This window comes from uncultured Agrobacterium sp. (assembly GCA_913777615.1).
Taxonomy (GTDB): Bacteria; Pseudomonadota; Alphaproteobacteria; order Rhizobiales; family Rhizobiaceae; genus Agrobacterium.
On the sequence record CAJYTK010000011.1, the window covers coordinates 13,219 to 28,146 of the forward strand.

General features: G+C 56.1%; 14 protein-coding genes. 10 read left to right on the plus strand and 4 right to left on the minus strand.

Going from position 1 to position 14,928, the window contains the following annotated elements; all coding sequences use genetic code 11:
• Window positions 1-34: 34 nt before the first annotated feature.
• On the minus strand, window positions 35-1,555 hold the full coding sequence (locus QZ862_RS09195) for a sugar ABC transporter ATP-binding protein (RefSeq protein ID WP_296099229.1): 1,521 nt from the start codon (window positions 1,553-1,555) through the stop codon (window positions 35-37).
• A 162-nt stretch (window positions 1,556-1,717) separates the two neighbouring features.
• On the opposite strand from QZ862_RS09195, the gene QZ862_RS09200 reads away from it, so the two are divergent.
• The gene (locus QZ862_RS09200) at window positions 1,718-2,761 is read left to right on the plus strand and encodes a LacI family DNA-binding transcriptional regulator (protein WP_296039219.1); all 1,044 of its coding nucleotides are present in this window, start codon (window positions 1,718-1,720) and stop codon (window positions 2,759-2,761) included.
• Window positions 2,762-2,780: 19 nt separating this feature from the next.
• Here the strand turns inward: QZ862_RS09200 and QZ862_RS09205 are convergent, their stop codons facing one another.
• Window positions 2,781-3,050, minus strand: coding sequence for a DUF6074 family protein (locus QZ862_RS09205; protein WP_296039217.1), 270 nt, complete (start codon window positions 3,048-3,050; stop codon window positions 2,781-2,783).
• A gap of 342 nt (window positions 3,051-3,392) precedes the next feature.
• Between QZ862_RS09205 and QZ862_RS09210 the strand changes: the two genes are divergently transcribed.
• Complete coding sequence (locus QZ862_RS09210) at window positions 3,393-3,683, plus strand: exopolysaccharide production repressor protein (protein ID WP_296017554.1); 291 nt, start codon at window positions 3,393-3,395, stop codon at window positions 3,681-3,683.
• 102 nt (window positions 3,684-3,785) lie between these two features.
• Window positions 3,786-4,799: a glycosyltransferase family 2 protein gene (locus QZ862_RS09215; RefSeq protein WP_296099232.1), complete on the plus strand. Its 1,014-nt coding sequence runs from the start codon at window positions 3,786-3,788 to the stop codon at window positions 4,797-4,799.
• A gap of 24 nt (window positions 4,800-4,823) precedes the next feature.
• Here the strand turns inward: QZ862_RS09215 and QZ862_RS09220 are convergent, their stop codons facing one another.
• A complete protein-coding gene (locus QZ862_RS09220) occupies window positions 4,824-5,777 on the minus strand; it encodes a polysaccharide pyruvyl transferase family protein (RefSeq protein ID WP_296099235.1) in 954 nt (317 codons plus the stop codon).
• Between the two features lie 34 nt (window positions 5,778-5,811).
• The gene (locus tag QZ862_RS09225; protein ID WP_296099238.1) at window positions 5,812-6,780 is read right to left on the minus strand and encodes a glycosyltransferase family 2 protein; all 969 of its coding nucleotides are present in this window, start codon (window positions 6,778-6,780) and stop codon (window positions 5,812-5,814) included.
• Between the two features lie 120 nt (window positions 6,781-6,900).
• Here QZ862_RS09225 and QZ862_RS09230 point away from each other — a divergent pair, with 120 nt between their 5' ends.
• The 7 genes from QZ862_RS09230 (at window position 6,901) to QZ862_RS09260 (ending at window position 14,869) form a co-directional block, all read left to right on the plus strand.
• Window positions 6,901-8,385, plus strand: coding sequence for a lipopolysaccharide biosynthesis protein (locus QZ862_RS09230; RefSeq protein WP_296099239.1), 1,485 nt, complete (start codon window positions 6,901-6,903; stop codon window positions 8,383-8,385).
• Between the two features lie 355 nt (window positions 8,386-8,740).
• Window positions 8,741-9,889: an acyltransferase gene (locus tag QZ862_RS09235; RefSeq protein ID WP_296099240.1), complete on the plus strand. Its 1,149-nt coding sequence runs from the start codon at window positions 8,741-8,743 to the stop codon at window positions 9,887-9,889.
• Between the two features lie 3 nt (window positions 9,890-9,892).
• Window positions 9,893-10,684 carry a glycoside hydrolase family 16 protein gene (locus tag QZ862_RS09240; protein WP_296017568.1) on the plus strand — a complete coding sequence of 264 codons (792 nt, stop codon included), beginning with the start codon at window positions 9,893-9,895 and terminating at the stop codon, window positions 10,682-10,684.
• Window positions 10,685-10,723: 39 nt separating this feature from the next.
• Complete coding sequence (locus tag QZ862_RS09245) at window positions 10,724-11,923, plus strand: glycosyl transferase family 1 (RefSeq protein WP_296099244.1); 1,200 nt, start codon at window positions 10,724-10,726, stop codon at window positions 11,921-11,923.
• Window positions 11,920-12,936, plus strand: coding sequence for a glycosyltransferase family 2 protein (locus QZ862_RS09250; protein WP_296099247.1), 1,017 nt, complete (start codon window positions 11,920-11,922; stop codon window positions 12,934-12,936). The genes QZ862_RS09245 and QZ862_RS09250 overlap by 4 nt, the downstream gene beginning before the upstream one ends.
• A 20-nt stretch (window positions 12,937-12,956) precedes the next feature.
• Window positions 12,957-13,880: a glycosyltransferase family 2 protein gene (locus QZ862_RS09255; RefSeq protein ID WP_296099870.1), complete on the plus strand. Its 924-nt coding sequence runs from the start codon at window positions 12,957-12,959 to the stop codon at window positions 13,878-13,880.
• Entirely contained in the window at window positions 13,877-14,869 is a 993-nt protein-coding gene (locus QZ862_RS09260; protein ID WP_296099249.1) for a glycosyltransferase family 2 protein, read from the plus strand. Before QZ862_RS09255 ends, QZ862_RS09260 begins: the two co-directional genes overlap by 4 nt.
• Window positions 14,870-14,928: the final 59 nt, after the last annotated feature.

The following is a 14,928-nucleotide window of genomic DNA, read 5'->3' on the forward strand; positions in this document are numbered from 1 at the left end:
TTGCCCGTGCGATCTCGCTTGATCGAGTTCTGCATCAGGCTGCTGCCTTTGTTTTCAATCCGGCGGCATAGCGCATGATTTCATGCTCGTTGATCTCGTCACCCTCAAGCATGCCGACAATCCGACCTTCGCGCATCACCGCAACGCGAGTGCAAAGTCCGATGACTTCCTGCATTTCAGAGGAGACGACGATGACGGAATGACCATCGCGCGCAAGTGCCGAAATGAAGTGATATATTTGCTGCTTGGTGCCGACATCGATACCGCGTGTAGGCTCATCAATGATGATGATTTTCGGCTCGGTCTCCATGACCTTCGCCAAAAGAAGCTTCTGCTGGTTGCCACCCGACATCCGACCGACCATCACATTGCCATCGCGCACGCGAATATCGAAGCGCCGACGCGCCTTCTCGAGAGCTTTCGCCTCGCTGCCCGAACTGAGATAACCAAAGCGCCCATGACGATCGAGCGATTGCAGGGTGAGATTGAGGCCCATGCCGGCACCCAGCAGAAGCCCCTTGGATTTGCGGTCCTTCGTCATATAGGCAAGTCCGGCATCGATAGAGGCATGCAGATCATGCGAGGGAAGTGTAACGCCATTGGCGTCTACATCGCCCGTCTGCCTGCCCTTCAGGCCGACAATCGCCTCCATCAGTTCCGTTCGTCCAGAGCCGATCAGACCGGAGAAGCCCAGGATTTCCCCCCTGCGCAGATCGAAACTCGCGTCCTTGACGTAGCCGGTAGAGACGCCTTTCACATTAAGAACGATCTCTTCATCCACATCCGGCTCGCGTTTTGCCGGGTAGAGGCTAGAAAGTTCGCGCCCTACCATCAATTGCGCGATCGCCTCTCCATCCAACATCGAGGTCGGGGCGGTCTTGACCCAATGACCGTCTCGAAGCACGGTGACCCGGTCGGTCAACTCCATCACTTCGTCGAGCTTATGTGATACGAAGACGAAGCTCGTTCCCTGATCGCGCAGCTTGCGCACCTGCTTGAACAGATAGCTGGTTTCTTCCCGTGACAGAACGGCGGTCGGCTCATCCATAAAAACGATGCGCGCTTCACGGCTGATAGCCTTGGCGATTTCCACCATCTGCTTTTCTGCAATGGAAAGGCTGGAAATCAGCGCATTCTCATCAACATGACAATTGAGAAGGTCGAGGATGCGGCGTGTTTCGGCACGCATGAATTTGCGATCGAGGACCCCGAAGCGAGTTACCTCACGACCGAGAAAAATGCTTTCGGCAACGGTGAGGTGTTCTGCGAGATTGAACTCTTGATGGATAATGACAATGCCAAGAGCTTCGGCTGCGCCGTTCGGCGGCAGCCTCACAGGCTGCCCGTCCAGAAGAATATCACCGGAGCTGGGCTGCTCGAACCCAGACAAAACTTTGACGAGCGTGGACTTGCCTGCACCGTTTTCGCCCATCAGAGCATGGATTTCGCCCGCCCTCAGCTCAAAATTGACGCTGAACAGGACCTGCACACCATTGAACGATTTTGAAACCCGGCGTGCGCACAGCACCGCATTGCCGTTCTCGACGGTTTCCATCCCACTCCTCCATGCGGCTCCCATTCCGCTGGGTCGGTGTAAACCTTTACATGGACAATGTAAAGGTTTACATTGCTTCTCGTTACACAGATGTGATCAATCCATTTGACGCAAAGCGCGGCGTGTGTAGTGTCCGGTCGCAGGCAGACCCGAGGCTTTTCTTTGTCCAATTCGCCACCAGCCACGATTGAAGACGTAGCCCGTATTGCGGAGGTTTCGATTGCCACCGTGTCTCGCGCCATCCACAACCCTGAAAAGGTTGCAAACTCGACCCGGCTAAAGGTCAATCAAGCCATTGCAGTGACAGGCTACACCACCAATGCAGTGGCAAGGAGCTTGAGACTGGGGCGCTCCAATATGATCCTAGTGGTGGCGCCAGATATCGGCGATCCCAATTTCTCCAATATTCTGATTGGGTTGGAGAACGAGGCTCGCGCCCATGGATACGGTATCCTGATCGGACATACGCAGAACGATGCCCAGCGCGGTCTTGAGTATCTGAAGTTTCTCAATGCCAATCAGACCGCCGGTCTCATCCTGTTCACCGGTATTCTCCCGTTTGGACATCAGGCGATGACGGCGCGTCTTCCGCCGAGCGTTGGCGTCTTCGAGCCCATCTTCAACGGCGGCATTCCTTATGTCGGCGTGGACGATACCGCAGGCGCTCGAAAGGTGGTGGACATGCTGATTGCCGAGGGACATGAGCACATCGCCTTCATCGGCGATTCGCGCGTTCGCCTCGCCTATATGCGCAGGCGCGCAGGCTTCGACGAGGGCATGGACGCCGCGGGCTTGGCGAAGAGCAACCGCATGATATTGGAAGGCGACGGCACGCTGGAAAGCGGGCGGCTTGCCGTGGAACAGCTTTTCATGCGCGACAAGTTGCCGACAGCCTTCATGTGTGTCAACGATCAGACGGCTATCGGGGTCATGATCGGCCTGTCTGCACGTGGCTATGATGTGCCTGCGGATTTTTCGGTGACGGGCTTTGACGACATTCCGCAAGCCGTCTTCATGTCGCCGCCGCTCACCACCATTCGCCAGCCCCGCAGCGCGATCGGTAAGCATGCTATGGCGCTTCTCTTGCAACTCCTCAACAATGAGGAGCCGGCGCAGTCGGACATCCTGCTGACGCCTGATCTTGTCGTCAGAAATTCTGTGGCGGCGCCATCAAGGCGCGGCCAGAGGCCGCGCGACAGAAGCTGATCAAAAAGGCCGCTGATATTTAGTAAGTATCCCGGCGCGCAGCTTCTTCGGTTTGGGATTGCGCCCAAAGCGTTGTCTGGACAGCGTTCTGAAACTCCATCACCTCTTCACGCATGGCTGTCTCGTCGTAGCCCAACTCCGTCAAATGCGCGGCGAGCGCACGGCATTCATCCCGCCAGAACCGGTTCGCCTGATCCCCATGAAGGGTCTCCAGCATATCAGCGCAACGCTGAATATCGCGCAGACGGTTTTTGACGGGAAACGCAATTACTTCTGAACGCTTGGTCACACATACACCTGACAGCTTGAGAATCGGTTCCCAAGTTTTACGGTCTACATAGTTAACGAAGTCTGGAGAGGTCGAGCGGAACGGGTTATCGGCAACTCGACGTCACGTTTTGCTCAGGATTCCCGTCAAGGGCGATTGCCTGAGGTCGCATCCTCCGATGTGAAAATATCCTTGTTGAGCATATTTTTACCCTGAAACCTTACCTGAATTTCATGTTCGGCGGGGTATTTGAGCCTATTACTTGGTTGAAACGATGCCAATTTGCCCATATATTTTATGGAAAAAGAACAGATGAAAAATTGTAGCCCGCAAAGCGGGGTGACATCAGGCGAGGAGAGAGACATGTACGCGCCCCGCGTTTTCGTCAGCATGATCTGCGCCTTGCTGGTGTTCGCGGTGGCGACATATTGGATCCATGGCTCCTTCTACACGACGTTGATCCAGACGGCCATCTCGCTTGTCATCATTCAGATATTCTACTTCATCGGTGTCGTGTTTATGGTATCGCGCGAGAAGAAGCGCATGCGCAAGACACTCGAATTTCAGAAAGATCGGCCTGCTTCAGCCGACCAGGCAGGCCCGGAAGCCATACCGGCCGTCAGTCGTCATCGCCCGACGCTAAAAGACATCTGACTGCGCTCACCTCCTGAAGCGTTTTGAATATATTTCGCAGGTGCGAAATAGCACTTCCCTCTCCTCATCCCTGCCATGTTTTCTCTCCAGTAATCATGTCGAATGCTGAAGAACGGGAGCGAAGTCGTGGGCTCACAATCCATCTGCGTCATCATTGCAGCTAAAAATGCGTCATCGACGATCGCAGAGGCGATCCGATCAGCGCTGGTGGAGCCGGAAGTCTCGGAGGTCGTCGTCATCGATGATGCATCCACGGACGACACGTTTCAGGTTGCCAAGCAATGCGATGACGCAACGGGGCGACTAGTCGTTGAGCGCTTCGATATCAATCGTGGCCCTTCCGCCGCACGCAATCATGCGATCGGAATTTCCTCGGCGCCGCTGATCAGCATTCTCGACGCGGACGATTTTTTCTTCAAGGGGCGCTTTGCCGCAATGGTGGAGAAGGACGACTGGGATCTGGTGGCAGACAATATAGCCTTCATTCAGCAAGGGTCACCTTCGGCAACCGGTATCACTCCCCGTCGCTTTGCCCCCCAGCATCACTTCCTGACGCTCACCGAATTTGTAAAGGGAAATATTTCCACAAGAGGAATTGAGCGCGGTGAAACCGGCTTTCTGAAACCCGTCATCCGCCGATCGTTTCTCGACCAGCACCAGCTTCGCTATGACGACGCCCTGCGTCTTGGTGAGGATTACGAACTCTACGTTCGGGCACTTGCCTCAGGTGCGCGATACAAAGTTATCCACAATTGCGGTTACGGTGCCATCGTGCGCGGCAATTCCTTGAGCGGACGACACAGCACACAGGATCTCAGGCGTCTCTATGAGGCCGATCGCAAGATTCTCGCCGACTACGCTCTGTCGGAAGAGGAACAATCGGCGCTGAGGGAGCATGAGCGGCACATTCGGGAGAAGTTCGAATTGCGGGATTTCCTCGACGCCAAATCACAGCGTGGCTTGGGCGGCGCCATGGTTCATGCATTGTGGCGCCTTCCCGCCGTTCCTGCCATCACCAACGGGATTTGGCACGACAAGACAGCACGCTTGCGCAAGAAGCCCGCTCAGCCCGCCGATATTCGTTATCTTCTGAAAGGAACGCCGCTGTCTTCCTGATGGAAAAAGCGGCGTTTTTTCGTCTCAGAAATAGTCCCGCTTGACGGTTTCCAGAACCGCCTGAAAACGCTCCTTACGCTCTTCCAGCCGTCCGTCGGGGCTCAGTCTTGGTTCCGCACGGCTTGCCTGCCATAGCGCCAGAATCGACGGAGCGGCGAGAACCTGCTTTGCCAGTTTGCGCAGCGGGCGTTGGGTATCGGCACGGACGAGCACGTCGCCATCGTCATGTGGCGCGGCAGAGGTACGTTCGACGATGACGGGCGGTGGCGGTGGCGGAAAGCTCATGCCCCAGAACTTCGAACCTTTCTTTGCAGCTTCTGCGCGTGTGGACACGGGAATGTAACGAGGCTCGTAGGCGACGCCGACGCTTCCTGCCCAGTCACTCCACTTGAAGCTGTTGATCGATTGCGAGGTGCTGACCGCTACCCAGGGAACGCGAAACGCATCGGCGAGGATCGCGCCATGCATGGATTCGGCCACGATCATTTCCGACTGGGCAATCTGCTTGATCACGGACTTCGCCTCTCCTCTCGGATCGAGATAGGTGAGACCAGCCGGTTCGCACACAGTGTCCCACATGCCGAACTCCGCCGATTCCCAATGGGGAACGAAGGTCTTCTTGTAGATCTTCTGCAGGTTCTGAAACTCCGGCATCTCCGTCACCATCACGGCAGGATCGACGATGCCCTTTTCGGGCGGCAATCCAAGCTTGGCGGCGGTCATTTCACCGCGCACGCAACGAATATCCCAGAGATCGGGGTTCGATGTATCGGGCACGGCACCATATCCATATCCGCTGCCGATCACCAGCTTGCGCTGACCGGGGGGGAAGAGCACATCGTTGAGAACGGTGCCGACTCCGACAAGCAGAACATCCGGATGAACATCGCGAAGCCCCGGCAGCAGGAAATCCCAGAGCCAGAGATTGAGGTCGTCGCCGAAATTCCCGTGATGGGATTCCCAATGGTAAGGTTTCATGGATCACTCCTGAAAGAAAAACGGAATGCAGGGATCATGACTTCGAGCGGGCAAATTTGCCCGCACCAAGTTCGAAAGCTGCACGCAAAATTGCTGGATCACGCATCATCCATTTGAACAGAAGGCCAAGCTCCGGCGCCTTGCGGCGTTTCAGATTACCTGCCTGGCTCCAAAGCGCCTGTCTGCGCGCCGTATTTTTGTAAGATGCGATAGACGCAACATCGGCGGGCCGTGCCGAAAACCTGCTCTGCAAGGTGTCGAGCGCGACCCAGGTATTGAACTGCTGGCGCAGAAACTCCGGCGAGGTGTTGTCGATGCTGTGAAAGATATTGACGCCCATGCCGCGTGCGGCACCGGCATCGTCACACAGAAGGGTGCGCTTTGACGCCAGAATGCAGTCGCAGAAAAACAGGACATCTTCTGCCGCCAGCCGAAGTGCTGGATCAAAACGGATTTTTTCAAACAGCGGCCTGCCGATGACCATGCAGGAGAGATGAAGAAAGCTCCAATTTCGCAGCATGACGCTGGCGAGATCCGGCAGTTCGATGACTCGCGGTGATTCGCTTAAGCGCTCGGCACCCTCGTTCTTCTCAAGCTCCGACATAGCGAAGTGATAGTAAAACTCATCGCTTGCCTGCATCGACGCCCAATAGCATTCGCCTTCGAAGCGGTCGAGGCTCAGTTCAGCGTTCGTCAGATGCTCCGGCGTCCAGATATCGTCCGAATCAAGAAACGCGACGTAGCGCGTCTCAGTTGGCACGTGATCGAGCCCGGTATTGCGCGCTCCGCCTGGACCACCATTCGGCTGCTTGACGACTTTGATACGATTCGTCTGCTCTTCGCTGAGCTCAGCCAGTTCATTTTCAATAGGATACGGCGATTCATCGTCGACGATCACAAGATCGAAATCCTGGCATTCTTGCGAGAAGACCGATGCCAATGCACGACCGAGTATGCCATGTTTCTTCTGGTAGTATGGGATAACGACTGTAAATTTCGCCATTGTTTCGCCCCTTGTTTCATCAAGAAGTGTCGGGCCCGCCGTAGGACTACGGCCCCGATGAGTGGCAAACCTCCCGCCGGCATACCTTATTTCGCCGGCCTCCAGACACAGGATGGACCCATGCCTCCAGCCCCAAGCGTCAAAACCATCACGGCCAATGTCGGCTGGAGCGTGCTATCAAAGACAGGCACATTCGGGCTTAAATTTGTCACAGTCCCGATTCTCGCACGTTTGTTGACACCGGAAGAATTCGGTGTGGTAGCGGTCGGGCTGACCGTCGTGCAATTCCTGACGATGATTGCGGGCGCTGGCCTGACCTCCGCACTGATTGTAGAGAAGGAAGAGGATATGGATACGATCCATACCGTATTCTGGGCCAATCTCGCCATCTCCTGCACCATGGCGGCGATCCTTTATTTCGGTGCCGAGTTTTTCGGTGGGCTGCTGGGCGCTGTTGAAAGCGCCTATCTCCTTCGCATCATGGCCTTTCTTATTCCGCTGCAATTGGCAGGCGATGTCGCTTATTCGCTGCTGGCGAGACGAATGAATTTCAGCAAGGACGCCATCTGGAGCATGACGTCCGAAAGCGCTGCGGCCGTTCTTGCCGTCGTCCTGGCCTTTGTTGGCTTCGGGGTCTGGGCTCTGATCATCCAGCTTTTTGCCGCAGCACTCATCCGCCTCGTAGGGCTATACGTCGTATCGCGCTACAGACCGCGTTTCGTTATGAGGCCGAGGCGGCTCGTCCCATTGCTTGGCTTCAGTTCCGGTCTGATGGGATCGGAACTCGCCAATTTCGTCACGTTTCAATCGCCAATGGTCGTCATTGCCCGGCATCTAGGACTTGCCGACGCCGGCGCCTACTCCGCAGCCAACCGCTTCGCCAGTATACCCAACCAAGTGGTGCTCTCTGCCGTTATGGGCGTTCTTTTCCCGGCCTTTAGTCGGATGATGGACGATCGGCAGCGGCGGCGCGAAGCGCTGATGTTCAGCACGCAGGTGCTGACCGTCATCCTTGCTCCCATGATGTTCGGCCTTTGGGCGGTAGCAGAGCCGGCAATGCTCGTCATATTCGGGCAAAATTGGGCCTATGCCTGGCCGGTTCTCGGTCTGCTTGCGCTTTCCAAGGCCATTCTGACGCCATGCAGCACCTTCATCCCCTATCTCAAAGGGGCAGGCTATGGTCGCGTGCTGTTCTGGTCGGCAACGATCCGCGCGGTCGTCACTACTGGCGCCGTCTGGCTTGCGGCAATCTATGGGTCGCTGATCGATGCGATGGTCTGGCTTTGCATTGTCAATGCGGCAACACTCGTTGCCTATTCCTGGGCAGTATTCAAGGCAAGTGAGACACCCTTCTTCTCCGGTCTCTACATCAGCAACAGACCGATGATCTCCGCTTTCATCATGGCGCTCGGTGTCCGCTACATTCTGCAATGGACGGGCCCTGCGCTTCCTCATGCTTACATGCAGGTTCTGGTGGGAGCTCTTGCAGGCGGCGTCATCTACGGCGCACTGATCCTGCTGACCGAAAGAGCGCTTCTGCTCAAAATCATCGGGCTCGTGCGGGCGCGCAAAGGCGCAGGCGCACCAACGCCGATCGCCACATAACGGAACACAGTTCCCCTTGCCACAATGGCGATTTCGTTTTCAATGTGGCGTAACAAGACAGCGCATCGCGATCTTTTTTGCGATGCAGCATAAATCCCAAGCGCTATCCACAGTTGAAAGCCTGCTTGCCCCAACGCGGGATCCTGTTTTTAATCAATAAATTTCAATAGCTTGATATGAAATTTCATTTTTGAGTATTCGCACCCAGACATTTACCCCTCATATCTTGCGGCGCGTTTTTCCCGCGCCGCCACATTTTATCCTCAAGTCAAAACCAGACTCTGTGTCACGGGCTTCAAGTTCGCTTTGTTTGAATCGCGGTGAGGGGAGACACCGCCCAACAAGGGTAACTGATGTGACTGTTGATCAGAACCTATCTTCCCGTATCAATCTGATGCGTATAATTTTGATATCCGGCATCGTACTTGTTCACGTGCCACACGACCCTGAAACGAGCCCGTTTCTGGGTCTCTATGGCGTGTTCGACTGGTTGCGGGTGTTTTTTGGCGATGCGCTTTTCCGCATCGGCGTGCCATGCCTGAGCGCCATCTCCGGATATCTCTTGTTTCGTCGCGGCTGGAATGCCTTCAATTATCCGGCAACGATCAAATCCAAGACCAAGACCGTGCTTTTACCGTTTATCCTGTGGAATGGCGGGTTATTGATCGCGGTCATGCTTCTCCAGCGCGCAGGTGTCGGCGTTGGTTATTTTCCGGACCTGTGGAACGCCAGCCCGCGCGAAATGCTAAGCCATGGGGTGGCGGTGGAAGAACTGCCCGTCAACGTTCCGCTCTACTTCCTGCGCGATCTCTTTGTCTGCATCCTGCTATCCCCTCTGCTTGCGCTATCGGTTCGGCGCTTCGCAGTGCCGACGCTTGCCGTCCTGTTGCTATTGACGGCCATACCCGATCTCAGCCTGGTGATCGTGCAGAAGAAATCCATCCTGTTCAGTTTCACGCTCGGCATTGCGCTTGCTCTTCACAAAATCGATCTGAAGATGCTCGATCCCTATGCCAAACTCTTGACGGTCACTACGCTGATCCTGTCTGCCGGGCTTGCCACCGGGCTCTATTTGACCGGGCCGGAATTCACCTTTGGCCTAAACCTTCTGCGAAATCTGCTGGCAGTTTTCGGCGCTCTGGGCTTCTGGGTCGCCTCGTCCCTGCTGGTGGAGAACCGTCTCGGGCGGCGCCTGTCTGAGACGGGGAGCCTGAGCTTCTGGATTTTCTGCGCTCACTACCCGCTGCTGGTCATTCTTTGGATGGTTTGGAACAAGGGAGGGGCGGACTTCTACCCCGCTTTTTATATCGGCGCGGTAGCCGTGACCTTCTTGCTTCTCATCGTCACCAATCAACAGATGCGCGCTAGGCTTCCCGCACTTTATGCGATCCTGACAGGCAGCCGTAGCGGGAAACCGAAACCTCTCGCTCATAACAGCGCGGCAGAGCCGGCTTCGTCTCAACGCATTTCCGCAACAACCGCTTACACGCCACGACGGAGGTAACACATGGCCTACCCCGCCCAACGCCAGTCGCAAATTCTGGCGACCGCTTTGATCGCGCTTACCAGCATTTCTCCTGCCTTCGCCCAGGAAGACAACGGAAAGTCCTTCGTCGAGAACTTCGATAGCATGGACCGCTCCTTCTGGTACGTATCCGATGGATGGAACAATGGTCCGCACCAGAATTGCACCTGGTCAAAGAAGCTGGTGCAGTTCGAAGGCGGCCATCTGCAACTGGGATTCTCCGATGAAAAGCTTGGAGATCGCAACTATTCGTGTGGCGAAATCCAGACGAAAGGCCGCTACCGGTATGGCACCTACGAGGCCCGGATCAAGACCGCGTCCGGACCCGGCCTCAACTCGGCCTTCTTCACCTATATCGGACCAACCGACAAAAAACCGCATGACGAAATCGACATGGAGATATTGGGAAAGAACAGCAACCAAGTTCAGCTGAACCAATATATCTCAGCCAAGGGCGGCAATGAAAAGCTGGTGGATGTGCCAGGCGGCGCCGACAATGGCTTCAATGATTACGCATTTGTTTGGGAACCGCAGCGGCTGCGTTACTATGTGAATGGCAAGATGGTTCACGACGTCACCGACCCGTCGAAAATACCGCAAAATGCTCAGAAGATCTTCTTCAGCCTTTGGGGCACCGACACGCTGAAAAGCTGGATGGGCAAATTCGACTATTCCGGCCCAGTGGACATGCAGGTGGATCGCTTCGCTTTCACCGCGCTCGGCGACAAGTGCCAATTTCCTGAGTCGGTAGCCTGCAACGCCGATAACAACTGACGCAAGCCAACTCGAACGGATTGGATGACTGGATCGACCATGACCCATATTCTCTATCTCGCGCATGATTTGGGCGACCCCGCCATCCGCCGCCGCGTCATGACGTTGCAAGCTGGCGGGGCGACCGTCATCCTCGCGGGTTTCAAGCGCGGCGACAATACGCTGGCCAGCGTGGATGGCCTGATGCCTATTGTGCTCGGGGAGACTGCGGATGGCCGTTTTGCCCAGCGTATCGCATCGGTCGCAAAGGCAAGCTTCAATCTTGGTGTAAGACTGAAGGGGAACGCAAAGCCAGACATCATCCTTGCCCGCAATTTGGAGATGCTCGCACTCGCCCGTCGGGCGAACGCTTTTTATGGAGCCGACATTCCGGTGGTCTATGAGTGCCTGGATATCCATCGCTTGCTGTTGAATAATGGATTGCCTGGCAAATTGCTGAACGCGGTTCAGCGTGCTCTTGGCCGAAACGTCAAATTGCTTGTCACAAGCTCGCCGGCATTCGTCGAGAATTATTTCAAGCCACGCTCCGGCCTCAACCTTCCGGTGCTGTTGCAGGAAAACAAGGTGCTGGCACTGGACGGCGCCACCATGCTGGCGCCCTCCCCTCGAGTGCCCGTATCCGGACAACCCTGGAAAATCGGATGGTTCGGCGCATTGCGCTGCCGCAAGTCTCTCCAAGTTCTGGCCGACTTTGCAGCGCGCATGGATGGCAAGGTCGAGGTGATCCTGCGCGGTCGTCCGGCCTATTCCGAGTTCGACGATTTTGATGGCTTCGTCGAAAGATCGCCGCATCTCACTTTTCTTGGGCCGTATCGAAACCCGGAGGATTTGGCGTCGATCTATCGTGAGGTACAGTTTACATGGGCGATCGACTTTTTCGAAGAAGGTCTGAACTCAAGCTGGCTGTTACCCAACCGGCTCTATGAAGGCTGTTTGCATGGTGCCTTGCCGATTGCGGTTGCAGGAACTGAGACAGCCCGTTTTCTTGAGGAGCGTCATATCGGCCATGTTCTGGAGAAAGCGGACCCTGCCTCTTTAGAGGGGCTGTTTGCCGATCTTGACGATGCAGCTTATCTGAACGGGGTGCGAAAGCTTGCGGCGATCGGGCGCCAGCAATGGGTGACGGACACAAACGCTTGCCGCGAATTCGTCCGCGTTTTTCACTCTCTGACGTCACAGACGTCGGGGACTGCTGCCGATCCGGTTGCCCCACTTGCTCTGTGCGGGAGAACATCATGAAGTCAGGATTAATCCCTCACGTGAAGACGTTGATTGTCATTCCCTGCCTCAATGAAGCACGAACCATTGACGATTTGCTGTTGAAGTTCTCCAGCACACTGAACAATCGCGATGATCGTATCATCGTCGCAGACGGCGGCAGCACGGATGGAACACGCGAAATCGTCGCCGATTTTTCGCGCCAGGATCAGCGTGTCATTCTACTGGCCAACCCCAAACGCATACAGAGCGCGGGGATCAATCTGGCTGTGGACGTTTTCGGCGTAGGCTACGACTATATGATCCGCATCGATGCGCATGGTGACTATCCCGATGACTATTGCCACCGGCTGCTGGAAGACGCGGTCGCAACGGGCGCGGATTCAGTGGTGGTCGCAATGGAGACCGTTGGGCACGGCGTCTTCCAGAAGGCAACGGCCGTGGCGCAGAACTCCAAGCTTGGCAATGGCGGATCGAAGCATCGCGAGGGCGCTAAAGGCCGTTGGATCGATCACGGCCATCATGCGTTGATGCGGATTGAAGCCTTTAAAGTCGTCGGCGGCTATGACGAGAGCTTCAGCCACAACGAGGATGCCGAACTTGACCATCGCCTGCGCAAAGCAGGCTTTCGTATCTGGATGACTGACAAGACCCGCATGACCTACTATCCACGCGCCAGTATCGGGCCGCTTTTCCGCCAGTACATGGGCTACGGGCGCGGCAGAGCGAAAAATGTGCTCAAGCACCGGTCCATACCCAAAATTCGTCAGATGATCCCGCTTGCCGTGCTGCCCTGTGCCGCCCTTTCTGTGTTCGGCTTTGTGCATTGGCTTGCCGTTCTGCCGCTTTGCCTCTGGATTGCCGCATGCCTGGCATATGGCGTCTGGATGGCGATTGCAGAAAAGAATCCTTACGGGCCGCTCGCGGCGATCTCGGCTATGACCATGCACCTCGCGTGGTCGACAGGTTTCTGGCGCGAGCTCATAGGCTCCATCACAGCAACCCAGCCGCTTGCAGGAAAGGCTGTCTCGTGACGATCAACTCCGCCTTGCCAATCCCGCCTGCTTTGCTGAAGGTCGATATCGCGATCTGCACCTATCGCCGTCCCATGGTGGCGGATACGTTGCTGTCGCTCTTCCGACTGGAGGTTCCGGCCGATCTTTCCGTTCGCCTGATCGTTGCGGACAATGACGCCGAGCCGTCAGCGCGCGGTATTATCGATGCATTGCGGGAGCGCTCGCCCTTCCCGATCCATTATGTCCACTGCCCGAAGTCAAACATCTCTATTGCGCGAAATGCCTGCCTTTCTCACAGTGAAGCGGACTATCTGGCCTTTATCGACGATGATGAAACGGCACCATCCAACTGGTTGGCTGAACTCCTGAAAACGGCACAGGAAACGGAGGCAGACGCGGTACTTGGCCCGGTAACCGCGCTTTACGATAATGACACCCCTCTCTGGATGCGAAAGGGCGATTTCCACTCCACACGGCCCGTCTGGGTCAATGGCGAAATCGTCACTGGCTATACGTGCAACACGCTTTTGCGGATGGCGTCCCATGCAGTGAAAGGCAGACGCTTTGCGCTGTCTCTTGGACAAAGCGGAGGCGAAGACACGCATTTCTTCACTCATATGCATCAGGCAGGAGGCCGCATCGCTTACGCTGAAAAGGCTCTTCTGACAGAGCCCGTACCGGGCAACCGAGCAAGCTTCACATGGCTTGCCAAGCGGCGCTTCCGCTCCGGTCAGACCCATGGTCGATTGCAAGCGGAGCATAAAACGGGTCTACGTCGACTGCCGCTCGTTGGAGTGACAGCGGCGAAGATTGCCTACAGCGCTGCGTTCACGCTTCTGACTGCATTCGATCCCGTGCGCCGCACGCGCTCTGCCTTACGCACCGCGCTTCATGCCGGCGCACTGAGCGGCATTTTTGGTGTTCGCGAAATCCGTCAATATGGCACGGTGGAGACTGTATGAGCGCGCTGCAAACGCAACCGGACGTCAGCTTTATCATCGCCGCCTATAAGGCCAGCGATACCATTGTCGCGGCCATCGATAGCGCTTTGTCGCAAGACAATGTCTCGCTTGAGGTCATCGTCGTGGATGACTGCTCCCCCGACGACATGCGAGCCGTGGTTCACGCCGTCGCTCAGCGAGATCCCCGCGTCAAGCTCATTGCCCTTGACGACAATCGCGGTCCGGGTGGTGCACGAAATGCAGGTATCGATGCTGCTCAGGGACGTTGGATTGCGGTGCTCGATTCCGACGACGTCATCTATCCGGATCGCACCGTGCAGATGATTGGGCGCGCGGAGAAGGCCAATGCGGACATCGCCGTCGACAATCTGGACGTCGTATATAGCGACGGACGTGCGCGGGAGACCATGTTCGAGCCAGCTTTTCTGGAAGCCAAAGCATATCTGACTTTGGAAGACTTCATTCGTTCCAACATCGTTTTCAAGTCGACGTTCAATTTCGGCTACATGAAGCCTATGTTCCGCCGCAGTTTTCTCAACGACAATGGTCTGCGTTTTCGGCCGGAATTGCGCATCGGCGAGGACTACCTTCTGCTCGCATCGGCGCTTGCCTCTGGCGGTTCCTGCGTTATCGAGCCAATGCCGGGCTATGTCTATCATGTGCGGCAAGGATCGATCTCCCGTGTGCTCGAAATCCACCACGTAGACGCGATGATCGAGGCGGATCAAAACTTTCTTCGGGAATTTACGCTTCTGCCCGCCGCAACGGATGCACAAGCCGAACGAACGAGGAGCCTCATCGAGGCGAGGCATTTCCTCATGCTGGTCGACAGCATCAAACGGCGTTCGGTGGGCGAAACGGTCAAGATCGCGCTTCGTGACCCTATCGCTTTGAAACATCTCCGCATGCCGATCTCTATTAGACTCCAGAAGCTCCGAAATACTTTACTTCCTTCATCCTTATCTCCGGCGACGCCGTCCAGAAACTGAACGCTGCGGGTCAGGCGAGGCAATGACTGCCGCGCGTCCCGCGCCCTTTTAAAAGTTAC

Excerpts from the sequence above, each read along its gene's own strand:
- QZ862_RS09220 (WP_296099235.1), bottom strand. The coding sequence starts at position 5,777 with ATGAAACCTTACCATTGGGAATCCCATCACGGGAATTTCGGCGACGAC.
- QZ862_RS09225 (WP_296099238.1), bottom strand. The coding sequence starts at position 6,780 with ATGGCGAAATTTACAGTCGTTATCCCATACTACCAGAAGAAACATGGC.
- QZ862_RS09240 (WP_296017568.1), top strand. The coding sequence starts at position 9,893 with ATGGCCTACCCCGCCCAACGCCAGTCGCAAATTCTGGCGACCGCTTTG.
- QZ862_RS09215 (WP_296099232.1), top strand. The coding sequence starts at position 3,786 with ATGCTGAAGAACGGGAGCGAAGTCGTGGGCTCACAATCCATCTGCGTC.
- QZ862_RS09260 (WP_296099249.1), top strand. The coding sequence starts at position 13,877 with ATGAGCGCGCTGCAAACGCAACCGGACGTCAGCTTTATCATCGCCGCC.
- QZ862_RS09250 (WP_296099247.1), top strand. The coding sequence starts at position 11,920 with ATGAAGTCAGGATTAATCCCTCACGTGAAGACGTTGATTGTCATTCCC.
- QZ862_RS09245 (WP_296099244.1), top strand. The coding sequence starts at position 10,724 with ATGACCCATATTCTCTATCTCGCGCATGATTTGGGCGACCCCGCCATC.
- QZ862_RS09210 (WP_296017554.1), top strand. The coding sequence starts at position 3,393 with ATGTACGCGCCCCGCGTTTTCGTCAGCATGATCTGCGCCTTGCTGGTG.
- QZ862_RS09230 (WP_296099239.1), top strand. The coding sequence starts at position 6,901 with ATGCCTCCAGCCCCAAGCGTCAAAACCATCACGGCCAATGTCGGCTGG.
- QZ862_RS09195 (WP_296099229.1), bottom strand. The coding sequence starts at position 1,555 with ATGGAAACCGTCGAGAACGGCAATGCGGTGCTGTGCGCACGCCGGGTT.